Raw genomic sequence first — 19,158 nt, 5'->3', positions numbered from 1 at the left:
TCAGCGCCGGCGGGCTCGCAGCGCTTCGATGACCTCGTCGTCCCAGCGGTGCTGGCGGATCAGGCGGTAGCGCTCCCCGGCGACCCACATGTAGGCCTCGGCCTCGGTGCGGTCGCCGACGAGCTCCGCCTGCCGCATCATCTCCACCACCGGCAGGTACTCCTCCTCGTACCAGCGTCGCGCGATCGTGGCGCGGTCGAGGAACTTCCCCTCGGACTGCATGAGCCGGAAACCCCACGCCTCGACGTGCTCGCCGAGGTGCGCGTAGTCCCACGGGTCGCTCACCACGATCGCCGCCCGCGCCTCGCCGGACAGCGGCACCCGCGACAGGAACAGCCGCCGGTAGTCCTTCACGATCAGGTCGCCCCGGTAGCGGATGCCCTTCGGGTTGAGCTTGGTGTGCACCTCGGTCACCGCGGCCTCGATGGTCTCCAGCCCCAGCGCGTAGGCCACCGACACCCGGTGGTGCCCGTCGATCACGAAGTGCAGGTCGCCGACCCGGTACACCTCGATCGGCGGGATGTGCTCGCCGCGGCGGGCGGCCAGCGCGAGCCGTTCCCACCGTTCCCGCACCCGGCCGGACGTCGGCCGGAACCGCCGGTCGAAGTCGCGGCCCCGGTCGACGCTGCCGACGATCGAGTTCAGCGGGATCACCCGCAACCCGATCCGCCGCTCGCTCACGTACCCGAGCGCGTCCACGACCTCGTCGAACGGCAGCATGATGTTGACGTCGTCGGGCTCCCGGCGCAGCCAGTTCGCCAGCCGGGACAGCACCTGCCGCCGCCGGGCGCGCAGGAAGTCGTGCTCGGCGTCGGCGCGGGGGAAACCGGTGTCCCGTGCCGCGTTCACGCGCGCACCTCGTGCGGGGTGAACGCGATGAGGTGCCTGCCGACGACGTTGCGGACGCGCGTGTCGCCCATCCGGTGCTCCCTGGGGTGTTCGCCGTAGGGGTGGATGTGCCCGTGCAGCAACCAGTCCGGCCGCATCTTCTCGACCGTCCGGTGCAGGCAGTCGAAGCCCTGGTGCGCCGGGTCTTCGCGGTCGCCGACGCCGCGCGGCGGGGCGTGTGTGAGCAGGACGTCGACACCGCGCCCGTCCCGTCGGTGCCTGCGCGCCGCCTGCCGCACCAGCCGCCGGGCGCGCCGGGCCTGCTGCGCCTGCGTCCACTGGTTGGGGCCCTCGTTGTAGCGGACCGAGCCGCCGAGGCCGGCGATGCGCAGGCCGCAGACGTCGACGACCCGGCCGTCGGCGTTGATCGCGCCGGCCGGCCCCGGCCAGGCCTGCGGGAAACCGGCGCGCATGAACAGGCCGCCGTGACGGGTGAACCCGGACAGGTCCGGGTCGTGGTTGCCGGGAACGAACACGCACGGCACGCCGCCCAGCGAGTCGGTCAGGAACTCCAGGTAGTCGAACGGCAGGTCACCGGCGGCCAGGACGAGGCCGACCTCGCAGCCGGGGCCGACACCGGCCCACAGCTGCTCGTCGACCTCGTCGGAGACCACCAGCGCGCGCATGCCTCCACGATAGGTACTCGTCAGTGGGCCTGCGCGAGTTCCGGGTGATCGGCGATCAGCACCGCCACCACCGCGATCCACACCACGGTCAGGGCGAGGGCCCAGAACTTGAGGCTCGTGAGCAGTCTGGTCATCGGAGAACTCCTTCCAGCGAACAGGTCAGGAAAGGGTCAGAGCCACTTGTTCTTCCTGAATATTCGATAGAGAAGCAGGCAGATCCCGAGAATCAGCACGAGAACCGCCGGATACCCGAACTTCCAGCGCAACTCCGGCATGTAGTCGAAATTCATGCCGTAAATACCCGCGATCATCGTGGGAACGGTGATCATGGCCGCCCACGAGGTGATCTTGCGCATGTCGGTGTTCTGCTGGAGCGTGATCTTGGCGACCGTGGCGTTGACCAGGGTCGTCAGCAGCTCGTCGAAGTTCCCCACCCGCTCCGACACGGTGGTCAGGTGGTCGTCGACGTCACGGAAGTACGACCGGACCTCGTCGGGGACCAGCCGGGTGAAGCCCTCCGCGAGCCTGCGCACCGGCGTGACCAGCGGCATCACCGCGCGGCGCAGCTCCAGCACCTCGCGTTTCATGAGGTAGATCTGCTCCGCGCTGACCGACGAGCGGGGCGCGAACACCCGCGCCTCCATCTCGTCGATGTCCTCCTCGATCGAGGAGGTGACGTCGAGGTACTGGTCGACGATGAGGTCGGTGATGGCGTGCAGCACCGCGGCCGGGCCGTTCGTCAGCCGCTCCGGGTCCTCGTCGAGGTCGCGGCGCAGCCGGGCCAGCCCGGAGTGTGCGCCGTGCCGGACGGTGATGATGAAGTCCAGCCCGAGGAACGCCATCAGCTCGCCGGTCTCCACGATCTCGTTGGCCGTGGTCGGCGACTCGTGCTCGACGTAGCGGACCGTCTTGAGCACCATGAACAGCGTGTCGTCGTAGCGCTCCAGCTTGGGCCGCTGGTGCGCCTGGACGGCGTCCTCCACGGCCAGCTCGTGCAGGCCGTAGACCTCCGCGATGCCCTGGATCTGCTGCTGGTCCGGCTCGTGCAGGCCGATCCAGACGAACCCGTCGCGCCGGCGCCGGACCTCCTTGATGGCCTCGGCGTGCGTCCAGCGCCCAGGCAGCCGCTCGCCGTCGACGTACACGGCGCAGTCGACGATGTAGGCCGACACGGGCACCGGCACGGGCGGCTCGACCCGGCCGGCTCGGCCGTTGCCCCGGCCGCGCAGGCCACCGAGGGAGGGAATCGCAGGCATGGGATCTCCTGGCTTTCGCAGTGCGTACCACGACCGCCGGGCGGGCAGGAATGCGTCCGCTCGGCTCTACCAGCGTTTCCCGGGCGAAATGCGCCTAACGCGCGGAAATGGTTCCGGCCACGTGGAGGGAAACGCTGGGTTTACTAGGGAGCGGACTATCGCCACTACTCATCTTGCGTTCCTCACCTCCTCCAGCCGGACCGGCAACGTGGCGGCTGTCGCGTTGACGCACCGCCGCCATTGGTCGAGGGTACTCCTCAACATCAGTTGACGTCGCTCCAGGTCGGTGTGGCGTTACCCGCAGGGAGGTCGACCAGTGCAGTTCGGGCGGTACTTCGAGGAGTTCGAGGTGGGTGCGGTGTACAAGCACTGGCCAGGCAAGACGGTGACCGAGTACGACGACCACCTGTTCTGCCTGCTCACCATGAACCACCACCCGCTGCACATGGACGCGCACTACGCGGCGGAGACCACCGACTTCGGCAAGAACGTCGTGGTGGGCAACTACATCTACTCGCTGCTGCTGGGCATGTCGGTGCCGGACGTGTCGGGCAAGGCGATCGCGAACCTGGAGATCGAGTCGCTGCGGCACGTCAAGCCGACCTTCCACGGTGACACCATCTACGGTGAGACCGAGGTGCTGGACAAGACCCCGTCGAAGTCGAAGGACGACCGGGGCGTGGTGTACGTGGAGACCCGGGGCTACAAGCAGGACGGCACGATCGTGTGCATCTTCCGCCGCAAGGTCCTGGTGCCGAAGCAGAACTACGGTGAGGCGCGTGGGGGCGAGCAGCCGGGCCGTCCCGTTCCGCACGAGTGAGGGAGAGCGCGTGACGATCGGGTTGGCCGAAGCCAAGCGTCGGCTGGACGAGTTCGCGGGGAGCGCGGCGGGCGAGTCGCCGCTGTACGAGCACCTCGCGTCCAAGGCTGCCGAGGACGACGAGGTGGCCGGCCTGCTGGCCGCCGCGCCCGAGGAGGCGAGCCCCGCGCTGTTGTTCGCGGTCGCCCACCGGCTGGTCCAGGCCGACCCGATCCACCCGCTGTACCGGTACTACCCCGCGCTGGGCGGGTCCTACGGCGTGGACGACGAGACGTGGCCGCTGTTCCGCGAGTTCCTGCTCGCGCACGCCGGCGAGGCGGCGGGCATGCTCGAGTCGCGGTCGCTGGCGAACAACGAGGTGCGGCGGGCCGCGTCGGTGTTCCCGGCGGTCGCGATGGCGGCCAAGCAGGCAGGCGGCAAGATCGCGCTGCTCGAGGTCGGCACCGCGGGCGGGCTGCTGCTCGGGATGGACAAGTTCGCCTACCGGTACCAGTGCGACGGCGGCGAGCAGCTGGTCGCCGGGCCCGCCAAGGCGGCGGTCGGGCTGCACTGCGCGCTCGACCTGGCGCCCGGCGCGGTGCTGCCGAAACTGCCGAAGAAGCTGACCGTCGTGGCGCGCGCCGGGCTCGACCCCCGGCCGCTGGATCTGTCCGATGAGGACGAGCTGGCGTGGCTGGAGGCCTGCGTGTGGGGCGACCAGCCGGACCGGGTGCGGCTGCTGCGGGCGGCCGCGCTGGCGCAACGCAAGTCGCCGCCGCAGATCGTCGCCGGGGACGCGGTCGGCGCGTTCGACGAGGCTCTCGCCCTGCTGCCCGCGGACGTGCCGCTGGTGGTGCTCACCTGCCGGACGATGGGGCACATGCCGGATGCCGACCGCGGCGAGTTCCTGTCGCGGCTGGCCGCGCTGGGCGAGTCGCGTCCACTGTGGTGGGTCATGGACGAGACGTACGAGCACGGGTTGTCCGCCGTGCTGCCGGGGCGGGACGAGCTGGCCTTCGCCAACGACGGCCAGACGACGCTCGGCCTGGCGCGGCGCACGTCCGGCGGCTGGGACGCGGTCGCGCTGGCCCGCACCACGCGCTACGGCGCCCGGATGACCTGGCTGGCCGCCTAGCTGTTGTGTGCCGGCGGCCACTGCGGTGAGGATGTGGTCATGGCTGACACGTGGTTCACCCCGCTGACCCCGCTGGCCTTCCTGGAGCGCTCCGCCGAGGTCTTCCCGGACAAGGAAGCGATCGTCTACCGCGATCGCCGCGTGACCTACCGCGAGTTCGCCGCGGAGGCCACCCGCGTGGCGCACGCGCTGCGGGCGAGCGGCGTCGAGCCGGGGGACCGCGTGGCCTACCTGCTGCCGAACATCCCGGAGATGCTGGTCGCGCACTTCGCGGTGCCGCTCGCGGGCGCGGTGCTGGTGGCGATCAACACCCGGCTCGCGCCCGCCGAGATCCGCTACATCCTGGCGCACTCGGGGGCGAAAGTGCTGGTCGTCGACGCCGCGCTGCACCCCTCGGTGCCGCCGGACACGGGCGTGGACGTCGTGACGGTGGTGGACGGCGCGGAGCCCGACCCGGCCGTCGGCGGCATCACCTACGACGAGCTGCTGGCGCGGGGCAGCGACGAGCCGCTGCCGTGGAGCGTCGCGGACGAGCGGTCGACGATCTCGATCAACTACACGTCCGGGACCACCGGCAGGCCGAAGGGCGTCCAGTACCACCACCGCGGCGCGTACCTGAACTCACTCGCCGAGATCATCCACTCGGGGCACACACCGGAGTCGAAGTACCTGTGGACGTTGCCGATGTTCCACTGCAACGGCTGGTGCACGACGTGGGCGGTCACCGCGATCGGCGGCACCCACGTGTGCTTGCGGGCGGTCGACGCGGCCGAGATCTGGCGGCTGCTGGACGGCGAGGGGATCACGCACCTCAACGGCGCGCCGACGGTGCTGAACACGATCGCCGGGTACTCCGGTGCGCACCCGCTGCCGCGGGAGGTCGTGGTGACCACGGCGGGGGCGCCGCCGTCGCCGACCGTGATCCGGCGGATGACGGACCTGGGCGCGCGGCTGGTGCACGTGTACGGGCTGACCGAGACGTACGGGCCGTACACGGTGTGCGAGGCGCAGGAGGGGTGGGTCAAACTCGACATCGCCGAGCGGAGCCGGCTGATGGCGCGGCAGGGCGTCGGGATGCTGGTGACCGACGGGATCCGGGTGGTGGACGAGCAGATGCGCGACGTGCCCCGCGATGGTGTCACGATGGGCGAGGTCGTGATGCGTGGGAACAACGTGATGTCCGGTTACTTCGCCGACCCCGAGGCGACGGAGAAAGCGTTTCGCGGCGGCTGGTTCCACTCCGGTGACCTGGGCGTGTGGCACCCGGACGGCTACATCCAGCTGCGCGACCGGGCGAAGGACATCATCGTCTCCGGTGGCGAGAACATCTCCACGATCGAGGTGGAGGCGGCACTGGACTCGCACGAGGCCGTCGCGGAGGTCGCGGTGGTCGGCGTGCCGGACGAGAAGTGGGGCGAGCGGCCGAAGGCGTACGTCGTGCTGCGGCCGGGCGCGTCGGCCACGGCGGACGAGCTGCGGGCGCACGTGCGGGAACAGATCGCGCGGTTCAAGGTGCCGGACCAGGTCGAGTTCGTGGAGGCGCTGCCCAAGACGTCGACGGGGAAGATCCAGAAGTTCCAGCTCCGCGACCGCGAGTGGGGTGGTTCGGAGGCCCGCATCCAGGGCTGACGACGGCCTCGCCCAGCCGACCCGCCGCGACGGGCCCGCGGCACTGCCGCGGCGGGCCGTGCCGTGCCGCATGGGGCTGCGGCACTGCCGCGGCGGGCGGCGCACTGCCGCATCGGGTCGTCCCACTGCCACGTCGCGCCGCCCCACTGCCGCGACGGGCTGCGCCACTGCGGCATCGAGCCGCGACACCTCCGCATCGGGCCGCGCCACTGCGGCGACGGGCCGCGCCACTGCCGCGACCGGCTGCCCCATCGCCGCGTCGGGCCAGGCCACTGCCGCAACGAGCGACGTCACCGCAGCGACGGGCCGCGCGCCGCATCGGGCCGCCCCACTGCCACGTCGCGCCGCCCCACCGCCGCGACGGGCTGCGCCACTGCGGCATCGAGCCGCGCCACCTCCGCATCGGGCCGCGCCACTGCGGCGACGGGCGCGCCACTGCCGCGACCGGCTGCCCCATCGCCGCGTCGGGCCAGGCCACTGCCGCAACGAGCGACGTCACCGCCGCGACGGGCCGCGCGCCGCATCGGGCTGCCCCGTTGCCGCACCGCCCCACCGCCACATCGGGCCGGGCCACCGCCGCGACCGGCCAACCCTTCCGCACCGGGCGGCACGGCGCCGGGCCGTGGCTACTCCGGGCAGCGTGCCGGCGGTTCCGGGCGGCGAGTTGGCCGTTCGAGCAGCGGCGCGCCGGACATGCCGCCCCCTGGCGCCGGACACGCCGCCACCGCCCGGCGGAAAGCGCCCTCAGCAGCGCGGCAGCATCTCCCAGCCACGCAGCGTGTCGGCCAGTCCGTCCGTCAACGCGAGCGCCGCGAACGTCGCTTCGTCGACCCAGCGCACCTCGGCCGCGTCGTCGCCCGCCTGCAGGGAACCGCCTTCGACCTCGCAGGTGTAGTCGTGGATCTCGTAGCGGCCGCGGACCACGTGGCCCACCAGTGCGCCGGGGCGGACGACGAGCCCGGTCTCCTCGCGCATCTCCCGGACCAGGGCCACGCTGTCCGTTTCGCCTGGTTCCACGCGTCCACCCGGGATCGACCACAGTCCGCGTCCGGGGTCGTTGGCGCGCCGGACGAGCAGCAGGCGGCCCGCCTGATCGTGCAGGATCCCGCCTACGCACCGCACGGGGACCGGGCCGATCGCGCTCATGAGGGCAGCCTAACCCGGGTCTGGCGGACGCGGAGAGTAACCAACCGATTAGATCACAGCCGGACACTGACCCAAGCGCGGGACTTACCTCCCGTAACCCTGCGGAGTGCGGTACAACGTTACTGGTGAGCTTGCCAGTCCGATGCCGGAGTAAGAGACGGGATTGATCGTTGTGAACGCGAAGAAGATTGCCGGGCTCGTGGGTATCGCGTTGGTGCTGTTCTTCGTGATCGCCCAGCCGGGCAACGCGGCCAACCTGGTCAGCAACATCGTCGACTTCCTGCGTGAATCGGCCGAGGCCGTCATCACCTTCGTCAGCAACGTGTTCACTTCGTAGGCGGCCGGATAGGCTGGCTTGATGTTCGCCCCACGGGATCCCGACGAGTACCTGCTCGACACCGAGCGGCGCGTGGTGCGGGTCCGCAGGCACTGGGCATTCCTGGCCTGGGACACCTTCGAGACGATCGCCCTGCTCGCGATCTGCGTGATGGTGTCCTACCTGCTGCCACCGTCCCTGTGGGTCGTCCAGAACATCCTCTGGTACGCGGCGCTGCTCGTGGTCGTCGTGTACGCGTTCAAGGTCATCGAGTGGTGGGTCGAGCGCCTGGTGGTCACGGACAAACGGTTCGTGCTCACCAGCGGCGTCATCACCACCAAGGTCGCGATGATGCCGATCTCGAAGGTCACCGACCTGACCTACGAGCGCTCCGCGTGGGGCCGGATGTTCGGCTACGGCACGGTCGTCGTCGAGTCGGCAGGTCAGATCCAGGCGCTGAACCGGATCGAGTTCCTGCCGAGCCCGGAGGATTTCTACGACACCATCTCCGAACTCGTCTTCGGCGACAAGCACAAGCAGAGCGAGCGCTTCTCCATGATCAAGGCCCAGCGCCTCGCGCGCGGCAAGAAGATCGTCGGTTGACACGTCGTTGTGCCTGGTCGGCCGTGTGCCGACCGGGTAGGCGACAATGATTCCGATGCGCATCGACCTGCACACCCATTCCACCGTGTCGGACGGCACGGACACGCCCGCCGAACTCGTGGCGACGGCCGCCGCCGCGGGGCTCGACGTGGTCGCGCTGACCGACCACGACACCACGGCGGGCTGGGCCGCCGCGGCCGCGGCGCTCCCGGCGGGCCTCACGCTCGTGCCCGGCGCCGAGCTGTCGTGCGTGAGCGACCTCGGCATCAGCATCCACCTGCTGGCCTACCTGTTCGACCCGGCGTCCCCGGCGATCGTCGAAGAGCAGACGCGGCTGCGGCAGGAGCGCCGCACCCGGCTGCGGGCGATGGCGGTGCGGATGGCCGCCGACGGTCTGCCGATCGACGCCGACGAGCTCCTCGACTCCCTCGGCCCGGACTCCCCGGCGGGCCGGCCGCATCTCGCGCAGGCCCTGGTGCGCGCCGGGCTGGTGGCGAGCGTGGACCAGGCGTTCGCCGAGTACCTCGGCGCCGGCCGCGGCTACTACCTGCCGCGGCAGGACACGCCGGTGGAGACGGCGATCGAGATGATCGCCGAAGCAGGCGGCGTCACCGTGTTCGCGCACCCGTTCGCGCGCAGCCGCGGGCGGATCGTGTCCGCCGACTACATCGCCGAGCTGGCGGAGATCGGGCTGACCGGGCTCGAGGTCGACCACCCCAACCACGACGAGGCGACCCGCGGCGAGCTGCGCGGGCTGGCCGATGAGCTGGGGCTGGTGCAGACGGGGTCGAGCGACTACCACGGCACGAACAAGACGATCCCGATCGGCGCGGAGAACACCGATCCCGAGCAGTTCGAGGCGCTCATCGACAAGGCGTCCGGCGCGCAGATCGTGGTGGGCTGACCTTGGCGGTCGCCGACCTCTTCGACGCGAAGCTGTTCCTGGAGGCGTCGATCACGCTGGTCGTGATCATGGACCCGCCGGGGACCGTGCCGGTGTTCCTCAGCCTGGTGGGCCGGAAGCCGCCTGCGGTGCGGGCGCGGGCGGCGCGGCAGGCGGTGCTGGTGTCACTGCTGGTGATCTCGCTGTTCGCGATCGCGGGGCAGGCGATCCTGGCGTACCTGGGGATCGGGGTGCCCGCGCTGCAGGGCGCCGGCGGGCTGCTCCTGCTGCTCATCGCGCTGGACCTGCTCACCGGCCGCGGCGCGACGAGCGAGCCGAACGTGGTGGAGGACGTGAACGTCGCCCTGGTGCCGCTGGGCACCCCGCTGCTGGCCGGACCGGGCGCCATCGCCGCGACGATCGTCTTCGTGCGGCAGGCGTCCGGGCACGTCGGCGCGTACGTCGCGCTGGCCTGTGCGATCGTCGCCGTGCACATCGTCATCTACGCGTGCATGCGGTTCTCTGGCGTGGTCATCCGGCTGATCAAGGAAAGCGGTATCACGCTGCTCGCGAAGATCGCGGGCCTGCTGCTGGCGGCGATCGCCGTGGAGCTGGTCGCGAACTCCGTACGAGGCTTCATCGAGGGCGGCTGACGTTCCGGGCGGGTGTTGCTTCCCAACTTCGGTCGTCAGCCGCCGCACCGACCCCGTCAGCCGCCGATCACCGGTGGGCTGATGCGGTTCCCGTTCTCGTCCGTGCCGCCCTCGTGACCGAAGATGCTGTCCGGGTCGTCCTCGAGCAGGTACGCGGGCCGCTCGTGGTCCTTGTCCTCGTCCTTCTTCGAGTTGCCCGCCGGCCCGGCCAGGTGCGACCCGGACGCGCCCGCCTTGCCCGCCGCTCCGGCGCGTCCGCTGTTCGCGCTCTCCGCCGCCGCCCTGGCGCCCGGCTCCCCGATCCCGGCCCTGCGGCCGGCCGCCTCCTGGCCCGCGCCGAGACGGCCCGCGGCGCCACCCCCGGCTGCCCGGCCGCCGACCCCGGCCCGCGGCGCGGCACCGGCCCGGCCACCCGTACCCGACCCCGGGCGCGGCGACGTGCGCGTCTGGTCACCCTGGCCCGGCGCGACCGGCATCATGCCCGCACCGCCCGACAGCCCGGAGCTGCCGGGCACCGTCGCGGCGGGGGAGCGGCCCCAGCCACCGGCGTGGTCGGTGAACCCGGGGGTCGGCGAGGCGCCCGTGGCCGTGCCGATCCCGGGTAGCGGCGTCGTCGGCGGTGCGATGCTCCCGGTGGTCCGCACCCCGCCCGGCGCGCCACCCATCGGGCCGACACCGCCCGAGCTGGATGCCGTCGTGTTGTCGTTGGCGGCGAACGTCGGGCTGGTGGCGGCGCCGGTGTCGGGCTGCGTGGTCGGCGTGGCGTAGACGGGCTGGGTCGAACCGCCGGCGTGCAGCATCACGTCTCGCTGAGCCAGCACCGCCGCGGCCTCCTGCTGGGCCTGGTGTTGCAGCGCGGCCTGGTTCTGCATGTCGTTCATGGTGGCGCTGGCGGCCTCCCAGTCACCGCTCGCGAGTTGCTGCCGGGCGGCGGCGATCGACTGGTCGACCGACTTGCCTGCGGGCTCCGGCATGCTGTTGCGTGCCTGGGACAACGCCGCGGAGGTCTGCGAATAGCGGTTCGCCGACAGGAACGCCGCGTCCTTCGAGCTGTCCGCCCACGTCGCGAGCGTGTTGAAGTAGCCGAAGGCGGTGTTCGCGCCGTCGCCCTGCCAGCCTGCCTGCTCCTTGGCGACGCCCTGCCGCAGCGCGGAGGCCATCTCGCCGAAGGCGTTGCCGAGGTCGTTGACGATGATGCCCTGCTCGTCGACCTCCTCGGGGGAGACGCCCTCGGTGACCATGGTCTTCAGCTTTTCGTGCGGCACGCTCTCGTACAGACGGTCCGACGGCGCCAGGCCGTCGCGGTACCCGCCGCCCTCGGCCTGCAGCTTCCGCGTGTAGACCTGACCGGACTTGACCGAGTAGTCGCCCGCGACCTGCTCGGCGTCCGGGCCGAAGAACTTGCCCGCGGACTTGCCCGCGGTTTCGGCGTAGACCTCCGACTCGTACCGGCGCCGCGAGTACCCGTTGTCGGGCTGCGTCATGACTTCCTCCCCTGGTGTCAACGATTCGCCGCGGTCAGGTGCTGGTTGACGTGGTCACGCACCCACTGGCCGATGCGGGCCCGGTCGGCGGGCGTGAACGTGTGCCGCTGCGCGCCGTCGGGCAGGTGCTCCACCGTGGTGAAGAACCGGCCGTCCGGGGTGTCGAACCAGGTCAGGCGGCCCGCGTCCACCCCGCGGACCGAGCACGAGACCACGCCGGCGCGCAGGGGTGGCGCCGCGAAGTACCGATCCGCCACGCGCTTCTCCCGGGGCGGCTCGCCGCCGAACAGATCGCCCCCGCCGCGCGCCTGCGACACGTAGGTCACCGGCGCCATGCGCACCGGCGGCACCTCCGGCAGCGGTTCGAGCAGTTGCGGGAGCACCTGACCAGCGCGCAGCTCGGCGAACCTGACGTTGTCACCGCTCTGGCGGCTCAGCACACCGCGCTCGCCGGTCCAGCCGCCGCGCGACAGGACCTTCTCGTCGCGCGTCAGCTCGGCCACGACCTGGGTGACGAGGACGCCCGGCCGCGCCCACAGCCGCAGCAGGTCCTCGAACTCACCGCGCAGCCGGTCGCGCGTCATGCGCCCGAGGCGGTGCCAGTGGTCGAACACGCGCTGCCGCTGCTCGGCGCGCTCGGACCGGGTCCCGCTGACGAACGGGATCCGGTGCGGGTAGACGAACCTCCCGAGGCCCAGCTCCTCGTCGAGGATGTCCAGTTCGGCCGGCGCCGTTTCGAACGTCAACACGCATTGCCCCCTGCTCCGAATGCCAACCGCCCAGATCATATGCGCCGCGGGCCGTGGGCGGAGCCGAAAGTGTCGGGGGTGGTGCGTACGGTAGTGGGCGTGGAGCAACTGGGGTTCGAGTTCGCGGTCCAGCCGCGGCGGTTGACGAAGGTGAGCCCGGCGCGGCTGGCCACCTTCGCGGACTGCCCGCGCCGGTACCGGCTGGCCTACCTCGACCGGCCGACCCCGCAGCGCACCGGCCCGTGGGCGCACAGCACGCTCGGCGCGGTCGTGCACAACGCGCTGCGTGCGTTGTTCGACGTGCCGCCCGCGCGCCGCACGCCGGAGCGTGCCGCGGCGCTGCTGTCGGAGCACTGGCAGGACGCCGGGTTCGCCGACGCCGGCCAGGCCGCGACGTACCGCGCCCGTGCCAAGGAGTGGGTCGCCGAGTACGTCGAGCACCACGACGTGACCAGCGATCCGGTCGGCATCGAGCGGTGGGTGTCCGCGCCGGTGAACCCGGAGCCCGGCCGTCCCGCGTCGATGATCATCGAGGGGCGCGCGGACCGTATCGACCAGCGCGGCGGTGAGCTGGTGATCGTCGACTACAAGACCGGCCGCCGCGCGCCGGACGAGTACGAGGCCCGCAGCTCCCAGGCGCTGGCGATGTACGCGGTCGCGGCCGAGCGCACCCTGCGGCGGCCGTGCCGCAAGGTCGAGCTGCACCACCTGCCGAGCGGCACGGTCGCGGAGGCGACGCACACGCCGGAGAGCCTGCAGCGGCACCTGCGCCGAGCCGAGGAGACCGCCGAGGACGTCCGGCTGGCCACGGACACCCTCGAAGCCGGCGGCGACGCCGACGTGTTGTTCCCCGCGCGCCCCGACCGACGCTGCGCCTGGTGCGACTTCCGGCCCAGCTGCGAGGCGGGGCAGCAGGCCGCACCGGCGGCGAAGTCCTGGGAGCTCCTGGCGCCGTAGGGGCGGTTCGCCCTGCTGCTGCGAGTGTGGGGGTGGAGTGCCGGGGGCTGGCGCGGTGGGGTTGCGGTGGTGGCGGGTGCTGTGCGAGTGGCCGAGTGCCGGGGTGCTGGCCTGGTAGGGCTGTGCTGGTGGCGAGGTCGTGGGGTTGCCGGCGCCGTTGGGGCTGTATCGGGGGCTGAGGCTGGCGTCGTGGGGGGCTGTTGGTGGTGAGGTCCTGGAGGGTCCTGCTGCGGGTGTGGGGGTGGAGTGCCGGGGGCTGGTGCGGTAGGGCTGCGGTGGTGGCGGGTGCTGCGTGGTGGAGCTGCGCTGGTGGCTGAGTGCCGGGGTGGTTGGGCTGTGCTGGTGGCGAGGTCGTGGGGTTGCCGGCGCCGTTGGGGCTGTATCGGGGGCTGAGGCTGGCGTCGTGGGGGCTGTTGGTGGTGAGGTCCTGGAGGGTCCTGCTGCCGGTGGCTGGTGGTGGAGTGCCGGGGGCTGGCGCGGTAGGGCTGCGGTGGTGGCGGGTGCGGGGTGGCGGAGCTGCGCTCGTGGCTGAGTGCCGGGGTGGTCGGGCTGTGCTGGTGGCGAGGTCTTGGGGTTGTCGGCGCGGTAGGGCTGCATCGGGGGCTGAGGCTGGCGTCATGGGGCTCTTCGCAGTGCTGCTGCGGGCGTGGTGGCTGGCCGGAACCCGTGGTTCGCGGTCGGTGATTTGTGACGGTGCGGGCCCCGGCGGCCGGGAGTAACCCTGCGCCACCAGGGGCCGGCTTCGCCGGCGGAGCTCTGCTGGTGCGTGCCCCGCGCGCGTCAGCGCTGGTCGAACGGCACGCCGGGCGCGATGTGGCAGCCGGAATCCCCGCCGCGGGTGGGTATCCTTCTGCCCGTCGCCGTCGTGGTGGAATTCTCGGTGCTGGAGCCTGGCCGAGGAGTGGGAACAAGGTGAGCGACGACATGACGGACACCGAGGAGCTGGCGCTCGCCCCGGTGCGCGCCCGGAGCCGGCCGGCTCGCTGGTGGCGCGCGTTCACCGGCTCACTCGCGGCAGGGCTCGTCGCGCTCGCTGTGCTCGTGCTGGGAGCCGGGCTGCTGTGCGCCTTCCTCGACGTACCCGGCCCGGGTGCCACGCCGATGGTCGCCCACCCGGTCGCCGCCGTGCTCGCCCTCCTCGTGCAGCGCCTCGCGGACCGGAAGAACGGCCCGGTTGCCGGAGTCGCCGGGCTGGTGGTGCTCGCGATCGTCGCCACCGCGCTGTGGACCTTCTGGTGGGCCTAGCCGCTCACCCTCAAGGGTGCATTCTCCCCGATCTTCGCGAACTCGCTCCACGGCCGGCCCAGGACCCTTATCGTTCGGCGAAACAGCGTTCAACGTAAAGGGGTACTGGGGTGATCGTGGCGATCGTGATCTTGGTCGTCGTGCTGCTGGCGCTCGCCATCGGGACGATCGGGGTCTACAACGGGCTGGTCAAGCGGCGTAACGCGTACCAGAACGCCTTCGCGCAGATCGACGTACAGCTGACCCGCCGGCACGACCTGATCCCGAACCTGGTCGAAACAGCGAAGGGTTACCTCCGGCACGAGCGGCAGACGCTCGAGGCCGTGATCGCGGCCCGCGGCGGCGCGGTCAACGCGCAGCAGGTTGCGCGCGGCAACCCGGGCGACCCCGCTGCCATGAACCAGCTCGCGGGCGCCGAGCAGGTGCTGACGCAGACGCTGGGCCGGCTCCTCGCGCTGTCCGAGTCCTACCCGGACCTCAAGGCCAACCAGAACATGATGCAGCTGTCCGAGGAACTGACCTCCACCGAGAACCGCGTGGCCTTCGCGCGCCAGGGCTACAACGACTCGGTCATGGCCTACAACACCAAGCGCGAAGTGTTTCCCGGCAACGTGATCGCGGGGGCGTTCGGGTTCACCCCGGCCGCGCTCCTGGAGATCGACTCGCCCGAACAGCGCGAGGTTCCGCGGATCTCCTTCTGACACCGATGAACTTCTTCGAACGACAACTGGAAGTGCGCCGGGCCTCGGCGCGGCTGGTGTGGCTGTTCGCACTCGCCGTCGTGGTGATCGTCGCGCTCGTCGACTTCGCGGTCTGGGCCGGTTTCCGGCTGTGGGAGCGGCAGGCCGGCTCCGCCGTGCGGATCCTGGTCGTCGCCGGGGTGCTGACCGTGCTCGTCATCGGTCTCACCTCGTGGATCCGGACCCTGCTGCTGCGCCGGGGCGGCGGCGGGAAGGTGGCCACGAGCCTCGGCGGGGTGCCGGTCTCGCCGGACACCCCTGACCCGAACCTGCGCCGGTTGCGCAACGTGGTCGAGGAGATCGCGATCGCCTCCGGCATGCCGGTTCCGCAGCTGTACGTGCTGCCGAACGAGCCGGGCATCAACGCCTTCGCCGCAGGCTGGACACCGGGGGACGCTGCCATCGCGGTCACCCAGGGTGCTCTCGACCGGCTCAGCCGCGACGAACTGCAGGGCGTCATCGCCCACGAGTTCAGCCACGTCGTCAACGGCGACATGCGCCTGAACATCCGGCTGATGGGTGTGCTCACCGGAATCCTCGGGCTTGCGCTCCTCGGCAGGATCCTGCTGCCCAGGGGAGGCGGCAGGCGCCAAGCCGGCAGCCTGGGCCCGCTGGTCCTCCCAGCCCTGGTCGCGGTCATCGCCGGATACGTCGGCGTTGTCATCGGCAGGCTCATCAAGGCGGGCGTGTCCCGGCAACGGGAATTCCTCGCCGACGCATCGGCCGTACAGTTCACCCGGCAGACCGAGGGGCTCGCGGGCGCGCTGAAGAAGATCGCCGGCCTGCCCGCAGGCTCGCGGCTGCACACCGCGAAGGCCGAGGACGTGAGCCACATGCTTTTCTGGGAGAGCCGCAAGTTCTCGTCCCTGTTCGCCACCCACCCGCCACTGGTGCGGCGCATCCAGCTGCTCGATCCTGCCTTCGATCCGCGGGAGCTGGACCAGCTGAGCTCGCGGTGGGCGGCGGCACCGCCGTCCGGGATGGACGAAGACCGCGCGCTGGGCCTCGCCACGGCCGCGGCACCAGCGCCCGGCCCGGTCCGCGCACCAGCGGACGCGGTCGTCGCGTCCATCGGCAATCCGGCGGCTGGTTCCTTCGGTCATGCCGGTGGCCTGCTCCGCTGCATCCCAGAGGACGTGCAGGCGCGGGCTCGGCGAGCCGACTCCGTTGTGCCCGTGATCCTCGGGTTGCTGCTGTCGGGGCACCCGCAGATCCGGACCGGGCAGCACCAGCTGCTCACGGCCCGGCTGGGCAGGCCGCTCGCCGACGCGGCCTGGCGCGAGGGTGACGCCCTCCGGGGGCTCGACCCCGCTGCGCGCCTGCCGCTCACGGAACTGGCCTTCCCCGCGCTGCGCCAGCGGCCGCAGCAGGAGCTCCAGGCCGTTGCCGCCGTGCTGCACGAACTCGTCCGCATCGACGGGAAGGTGGACGTCTTCGAGTACTGCCTGTCCGCTCTGCTCGTCCGCGACCTGTCCGAGGCGGCGCACCACCGGCCGCCGTGGCCGGTCAGGCGGACGTCGCTGCGGCAGGCCGCGCCCTCGGTAGCCGCGCTGTTCGCCGTGGTGGCCGCGGTGGGACACCGCGACCCGGCGGCGGCCGCGGCCGCGTTCCGAGCAGGTCTGGCACGGGTGTTGCCCGGCGCGCCGATCCCCTTCCAGCCGCCGGGTCAGGCCTGGCAGGCGTTGGACGCAGCATGGCCCGTGCTCGACGGCCTGCCCGGTCCGGACAAGGCGCTGCTGGTGGACGGGCTCACCACCGTGATCACGAACGACGGGGTGCTGGGCGTCGCCGAAAGCGAGCTCCTCCGGACGGTGTGCGCCATGGTGCACTGCCCGCTGCCGCCACTCGCGACGGTGGGACTAGGCCAGCCACTCCCGCCACGCGGCCAACAGCACCCGCAGCAAAGCAGCGGGGTTTTCGGTGTTCGGTGAGTGCGCGGCGCCCGGGATGACCTCGAACGGAGCGCCCAGCCGGGCCGCCATCTCGCGCTGGCACGGCACGCTCCACGCATCGTCGAGTTCGCCCGCCACCACCAGGGTCGGCACGCCCGACGCGGCCAGTTCGTCCACCCGGTCCGGTTCGGTGCGCAAGCCCCGCGCCATTCCGAGCAACCCGGCCGGGCTCGAGGCCAGGAAACGCAGTCGCAGGAAGTCCTTCAGGTCCGCGGGCACCGTGGCCCACAGCGGCGACCGCGCGCTCACCTGCTCCCGCACCTGGTACACCTCGTCCAGCCCGGCCTGCCGCAACACCGGCTCACCCGCGCCCAACGCCTGCCGCCGGGCGCCCGCCGGCAACTCGCCCGGTCCGCTGTCCAGCAACGTCAACCCCGCGACCGGCGCGCCCGCCAGCACCGCCGCCCGCGCCACCAAACCGCCGAACGAATGGCCCAGTAGCACCACCGGCCCGTCGATGTCCGAGATCAGCCCCGCCACCACGGCACCCAGCGCGGACGGCAGGTAAGCCTCCTCGTCCGGCGGGCCCGGCGACTCGAACTGGCCCGGCAGGTCGATCGCGACCGCGCGGAAACCGCCCTCCGCCAAGCCATCCAGCAACGGCGCGAAGTCCTCTTTGGACCCGGTGTACCCGGGCACCAGTACGGCGGTGGCTTTCGCCGGGGCGGTCGTGCGCAGCGCGGCCAGGCCCCGCAGGCGCACCTTCTCCGCCCCGTGCGGCGTCAGCTGGGCCGTCACGACAACGCGACCAGCATGTTCCCGCGCTGTTCGAGCAGCACCGGCCCCAGGGCGGCCAGACGCACCGGCCCGGTGTAACCGTGCCGGTCCACCGCGATCGTGCGGATCGTCGACCCGTCCGACTCGTTCAGCACCGCCAGTCCACCCTGGATGGGCACCACCAGCTGGTGCGCGAAGGTGATCCCGGGACCCAGCGCGCTGTTCAGCGTCCACAGTGGAGTCAGGTTGTCCCGGGACAGCGCCATCATCTTCGAACCGGTGAACCAGTACACGTTCGCCGACGTCGTCGACGTGACCGGCGCCAGCCCGGCCGGGTCCTGCGCCAGGTCGGACGCGGGCAGGTCCAGCGGGTAGGCCGCGGTCTGCTCGCCGTCGGCGTCGTACAGCACCAGCAGCCTCTGGTCCGGCAACGCGACCGCCGTGTGATCACCGGACATCGCGACCAGCTTCGCGTTGTGCCCGGCCACAATGGTGCTGAACGACACCTGCGGTTCGTCCGACTCCTTGGGCACGGACTTCATCACCGTCAGCCGGTCGCCAGGGTCGCCGGGGCAGCGCTCGATCACGCCGAGCCGGCCCGACGCCATCGCGACCGACCCGTACGTGCAGCCCGTTCGCGGCTGCTTGTTCGGGTTCACCAGCGCGGGAACCTTGCCGTACTCGTTGGTCTCGACGAGGTCGTCCCGCCAGGTCACGAGCAGCTCCGGCCCGGTCGCGGTGACCTGGCTGCCGTCGGTCACCAGCCGCGTGCCCAGCGGCGCGCTGCCGGTGCGCTGCGCCTTGCGCAGGCCCGTGTCGATGCCGAGCCCGATCACCTCGGAGCAGCCGGACTCGCCGTTCACGCCGTCCTTGCGGTACACGGCCAGCACCCGGCCCCAGGCCTCGGCGGCGGTGCACAACGTCAGGTCGCGGGCGTAGCGCCAGCGCACCTCGCCGGTGAGCGGGTCGCGCCCGGCGATCTCGCCGCCGTTCGCGGTGGCCACGGCCGTGCCCTCGGCGATCGGGACCGGGGCCGAGTCGCTGGGCGCCTGCCACAGCTCGCGCAGCGTCGCAGGCACGGTCGCCGGCGCGGGCGGCAGGGGAGTGCCCGGCGCGGACGTCTCCTGGATCGTCGCCCGGCTCGCGCTGCCCGCCCAGATCACGACACCGGTGACGACCACCAGGACGACGATCAGGACCGCGACGACCCGGTCACGAGGCCGGTTCCACGGGGACGGCCGCTCGCGTCGCGGGCGTTCCGGAGCCGGCGCCGGGGCGGGAGCGCCGGCCAGCACGTCCTCCGCGCCGATCGGCCCGGCGACTTCGCCGCCGTCGGGACGGCGGTGCCGTCCACCCGCCTCGGGCTCGCTCACGTTCCTG

At 71.9% G+C, this 19,158-nt stretch carries 19 protein-coding genes; 11 read left to right on the top strand and 8 right to left on the bottom strand.

The genetic code is table 11. The features are described from left to right. The 3 genes from AMYTH_RS0123630 to AMYTH_RS0123615 form a co-directional block, all read right to left on the bottom strand. Positions 1-849 carry a ParB N-terminal domain-containing protein gene (locus AMYTH_RS0123630; protein ID WP_027932382.1) on the bottom strand — a complete coding sequence of 283 codons (849 nt, stop codon included), beginning with the start codon at positions 847-849 and terminating at the stop codon, positions 1-3. Further along, entirely contained in the window at positions 846-1,514 is a 669-nt protein-coding gene (locus AMYTH_RS0123625) for a metallophosphoesterase family protein (RefSeq protein ID WP_027932381.1), read from the bottom strand. Before AMYTH_RS0123625 ends, AMYTH_RS0123630 begins: the two co-directional genes overlap by 4 nt. A gap of 170 nt (positions 1,515-1,684) precedes the next feature. Beyond that, positions 1,685-2,770, bottom strand: coding sequence for a magnesium and cobalt transport protein CorA (locus AMYTH_RS0123615; RefSeq protein ID WP_027932380.1), 1,086 nt, complete (start codon positions 2,768-2,770; stop codon positions 1,685-1,687). Between the two features lie 316 nt (positions 2,771-3,086). Between AMYTH_RS0123615 and AMYTH_RS0123610 the strand changes: the two genes are divergently transcribed. From AMYTH_RS0123610 to AMYTH_RS0123600, 3 genes are read left to right on the top strand one after another with little or no spacing between them, the layout of a single operon-like run. After that, positions 3,087-3,590: a MaoC family dehydratase gene (locus AMYTH_RS0123610; protein ID WP_020420921.1), complete on the top strand. Its 504-nt coding sequence runs from the start codon at positions 3,087-3,089 to the stop codon at positions 3,588-3,590. Between the two features lie 10 nt (positions 3,591-3,600). Further along, on the top strand, positions 3,601-4,704 hold the full coding sequence (locus tag AMYTH_RS0123605) for a DUF2332 domain-containing protein (RefSeq protein ID WP_027932379.1): 1,104 nt from the start codon (positions 3,601-3,603) through the stop codon (positions 4,702-4,704). A 39-nt stretch (positions 4,705-4,743) separates the two neighbouring features. Then, positions 4,744-6,333, top strand: coding sequence for an acyl--CoA ligase family protein (locus tag AMYTH_RS0123600; RefSeq protein WP_027932378.1), 1,590 nt, complete (start codon positions 4,744-4,746; stop codon positions 6,331-6,333). A gap of 744 nt (positions 6,334-7,077) precedes the next feature. On the opposite strand, the gene AMYTH_RS0123595 is transcribed toward AMYTH_RS0123600, so the two are convergent. Then, complete coding sequence (locus AMYTH_RS0123595; protein WP_027932377.1) at positions 7,078-7,479, bottom strand: NUDIX hydrolase; 402 nt, start codon at positions 7,477-7,479, stop codon at positions 7,078-7,080. A gap of 172 nt (positions 7,480-7,651) precedes the next feature. On the opposite strand from AMYTH_RS0123595, the gene AMYTH_RS49010 reads away from it, so the two are divergent. The 4 genes from AMYTH_RS49010 to AMYTH_RS0123575 are packed head-to-tail and all read left to right on the top strand — an operon-like array spanning position 7,652 to position 9,934. After that, on the top strand, positions 7,652-7,816 hold the full coding sequence (locus AMYTH_RS49010) for a hypothetical protein (protein ID WP_017986942.1): 165 nt from the start codon (positions 7,652-7,654) through the stop codon (positions 7,814-7,816). A gap of 21 nt (positions 7,817-7,837) precedes the next feature. Continuing rightward, positions 7,838-8,398, top strand: a complete 561-nt coding sequence (locus AMYTH_RS0123585; RefSeq protein WP_020420917.1) for a PH domain-containing protein — start codon at positions 7,838-7,840, stop codon at positions 8,396-8,398. Positions 8,399-8,444: 46 nt separating this feature from the next. Continuing rightward, positions 8,445-9,302 carry a PHP domain-containing protein gene (locus AMYTH_RS0123580; protein WP_027932376.1) on the top strand — a complete coding sequence of 286 codons (858 nt, stop codon included), beginning with the start codon at positions 8,445-8,447 and terminating at the stop codon, positions 9,300-9,302. A 2-nt stretch (positions 9,303-9,304) separates the two neighbouring features. After that, entirely contained in the window at positions 9,305-9,934 is a 630-nt protein-coding gene (locus AMYTH_RS0123575) for a MarC family protein (RefSeq protein ID WP_017986945.1), read from the top strand. Between the two features lie 56 nt (positions 9,935-9,990). On the opposite strand, the gene AMYTH_RS0123570 is transcribed toward AMYTH_RS0123575, so the two are convergent. Together AMYTH_RS0123570 and AMYTH_RS0123565 are read right to left on the bottom strand one after the other, a co-directional pair. Next, positions 9,991-11,418 (bottom strand): hypothetical protein, encoded by a 1,428-nt coding sequence (locus tag AMYTH_RS0123570; RefSeq protein ID WP_027932375.1) that lies wholly within the window; start codon positions 11,416-11,418, stop codon positions 9,991-9,993. 17 nt (positions 11,419-11,435) lie between these two features. Beyond that, entirely contained in the window at positions 11,436-12,167 is a 732-nt protein-coding gene (locus AMYTH_RS0123565) for an ESX secretion-associated protein EspG (protein WP_027932374.1), read from the bottom strand. Positions 12,168-12,266: 99 nt separating this feature from the next. Between AMYTH_RS0123565 and AMYTH_RS0123560 the strand changes: the two genes are divergently transcribed. The 4 genes from AMYTH_RS0123560 to AMYTH_RS45615 all read left to right on the top strand — a co-directional run bounded on the left by AMYTH_RS0123560 (position 12,267) and on the right by AMYTH_RS45615 (position 17,040). Then, on the top strand, positions 12,267-13,124 hold the full coding sequence (locus tag AMYTH_RS0123560; RefSeq protein ID WP_027932373.1) for a RecB family exonuclease: 858 nt from the start codon (positions 12,267-12,269) through the stop codon (positions 13,122-13,124). Between the two features lie 924 nt (positions 13,125-14,048). Next, positions 14,049-14,369 (top strand): hypothetical protein, encoded by a 321-nt coding sequence (locus tag AMYTH_RS0123555; protein ID WP_037324036.1) that lies wholly within the window; start codon positions 14,049-14,051, stop codon positions 14,367-14,369. Between the two features lie 125 nt (positions 14,370-14,494). Next, complete coding sequence (locus AMYTH_RS0123550) at positions 14,495-15,070, top strand: LemA family protein (protein WP_228684934.1); 576 nt, start codon at positions 14,495-14,497, stop codon at positions 15,068-15,070. A gap of 5 nt (positions 15,071-15,075) precedes the next feature. Next, positions 15,076-17,040 (top strand): M48 family metallopeptidase, encoded by a 1,965-nt coding sequence (locus AMYTH_RS45615; protein ID WP_063630406.1) that lies wholly within the window; start codon positions 15,076-15,078, stop codon positions 17,038-17,040. Here the strand turns inward: AMYTH_RS45615 and AMYTH_RS0123540 are convergent. Together AMYTH_RS0123540 and AMYTH_RS0123535 are read right to left on the bottom strand one after the other, a co-directional pair. Beyond that, on the bottom strand, positions 16,969-17,799 hold the full coding sequence (locus tag AMYTH_RS0123540; protein ID WP_027932370.1) for an alpha/beta fold hydrolase: 831 nt from the start codon (positions 17,797-17,799) through the stop codon (positions 16,969-16,971). The genes AMYTH_RS45615 and AMYTH_RS0123540 overlap by 72 nt on opposite strands. Then, entirely contained in the window at positions 17,796-19,151 is a 1,356-nt protein-coding gene (locus tag AMYTH_RS0123535) for an Rv3212 family protein (RefSeq protein ID WP_027932369.1), read from the bottom strand. Before AMYTH_RS0123535 ends, AMYTH_RS0123540 begins: the two co-directional genes overlap by 4 nt. Positions 19,152-19,158: the final 7 nt, after the last annotated feature.

This window comes from Amycolatopsis thermoflava N1165, assembly GCF_000473265.1.
Classification (GTDB): Bacteria; Actinomycetota; Actinomycetes; order Mycobacteriales; family Pseudonocardiaceae; genus Amycolatopsis_E; species Amycolatopsis_E thermoflava.
The sequence above is the reverse complement of the archived record's forward strand: the minus strand, read 5'-3'. Positions and strand labels throughout refer to the sequence as shown.